Genomic DNA, 1,879 nt, shown 5'->3' on the forward strand with positions numbered 1-1,879 from the left:
TCGTGAAAAGGCTCTCGGTGAAGGTGTCAGCGCCGCGCATCATGTGTCCGTGTAGTTGCTCAACAATTAACGTTTCTCAGGGGCTCGGCGTGGACCTAAACATGGGAGTATTTCAGCAGCCTGCTAGGTCGTGCAGGTCGCTGTTTGCAGGCCAGCCCTCAGGCATCGCGGCCACGGCACCCCCCACGGCGGCGGCAATGCTTTGGGCTTGGCCCTCTTTGCCAACGTCAGGGCAAATCACCAAACGGGCGGCCCTGTCTTGTAGGCGCAGGGCTTGGGCCACCTTGCCCATGTTCCCGGCACCAAAACAAACCACAGCGGCGCGGCCTGTCGCCATCCATGCGGCCCATGCGGTCCCAATGCCTTCGCACAGGTAAGCCACGCCACCGGGCAGCAGGTCACCCACGGTAAACCAGCCCTCAATACTTGCACCGGGCAGATTCAGCTTGGTGGGCTTGCCTTTGGCTTTTAGGCTTTGGGCTGTCTCACCCACGGTGATGAATTGCAGGCTGGCAATTGTCATATCAGTGCGCACCACTGGCACCACCAAAGCCCCAGCCATGCTCTCGCCCATGATGCGCAGCGGGTCACCAGCAGGCACCACGCGCAGGTCATCCAGCGGCACGGCGGTTGCCCCTTTGGCTTGGATGTATGGGTGCTCGCTTGTTGCAGGCTCAAAACGATTCCAAACAGGCAGGGGGTCGGTGCTTGGCTTTGGCGGGGGTGCTGGTGGCTTTGGCGCTGGCGCAGGGCGTTGGCTTGCTGGCAAACCTTTGTGCGGGTCTGTCCACCCATGCTCAGCGGCCATGTAATACAGCGTTGCCTCTGTCACGGTCCCCGGCTTAAACGACTTCCAGGCAGCTTTGCAGGCGGCGGCATCGTAGTTGTCGCCCATCGCGCTCCAGCGGTCGTAGTCATCAAGGCTCAAACCGGCAGCGTGCGCCCCCATGCCCGCCTTCACCCATTCATCATGCGGGCAATCAGCGGGGATGTTGGCCAATGCCTCTAAGGCGCGCTCTCGGTTGCTCACGATGCTTTTGGCTCGGCCTGCCCTCGCTGGTGGTGTCGAAAAGCCATCAGCGCCAAAAATATAGGCTAGGTTTTTCATGGTTGTCCCCCTTTGCGGATTCGCACGAATAATTGCTTGCAACGCTGGGACATGACATAAATGGCTTGCTTGCGGTTTGTTTGCAGGTTCTCGATTTCCCAGCCATCGTTTTTCAGGTCGAAAATGACGGCGCTCATACGCCAATTGATACCTTCGGGGCACTCGCTCAGCCAATGAATTGGGCGAAGTGGTGGGCGGTCTGTCAGGGCCTCTAATGCGCGCCAGTACGCTGTTCCCAAGGCGGGGATTTTTGGTGACAATGGCGGCGGTGGTAAAAAGCTTGTTTGTTGCTAAATGAGCCCATCCCCTCGAAAAGGTAAAACGAGCGGTTTTCCCCTCTGAAAGAGGATTAGGGCTACGCTGAACAAGCCAACGAATTCAGCGATATGTTGCTAGTTGATTGCATGATGCGAGATGTGATGGGCGAAGCGGCCCAATTTCGGCCCGTATTTCTGGCCTTTTCACGCCAGACACGCGCATTGCGCGCTCTGAAGACGCACTCATGCCATGCGGCGTCCACGCGCTAAGTAGATGTTGGCCAGACCCAAGGCCACGAACGAGCGCGTGGCGTTCTTGGCCAGGCCGCGATAGCGCACCTTGGTGAAGCCCCACAGCCGCTTGACCACTGCGAAGACGTGCTCCACCCGGGCGCGTACCTTGGACTTGTTGCGATTCTTCGAGCGCAGGGCCGGGTCAACCTCACCTCCCTTGCGCACCCGCTGGTTGGTGAAGTCGTTCGCATGTGGTGCCTTGGATGCGATCAGTGCCTTC

At 59.1% G+C, this 1,879-nt stretch carries 2 protein-coding genes; both read right to left on the minus strand.

What is annotated here, in order from left to right:
- Positions 1-112 precede the first annotated feature (112 nt).
- A complete protein-coding gene (locus tag B9Z45_RS16535) occupies positions 113-1,108 on the minus strand; it encodes a PriCT-2 domain-containing protein (RefSeq protein ID WP_108408286.1) in 996 nt (331 codons plus the stop codon).
- Between the two features lie 500 nt (positions 1,109-1,608).
- Positions 1,609-1,879: transposase (locus tag B9Z45_RS16540; RefSeq protein WP_146180911.1), on the minus strand; the 271-nt coding region annotated here is incomplete at its 5' end.

Origin of the sequence: Limnohabitans sp. 2KL-17, from assembly GCF_003063415.1 — a bacterium.
Classification (GTDB): Bacteria; Pseudomonadota; Gammaproteobacteria; order Burkholderiales; family Burkholderiaceae_C; genus Limnohabitans_A.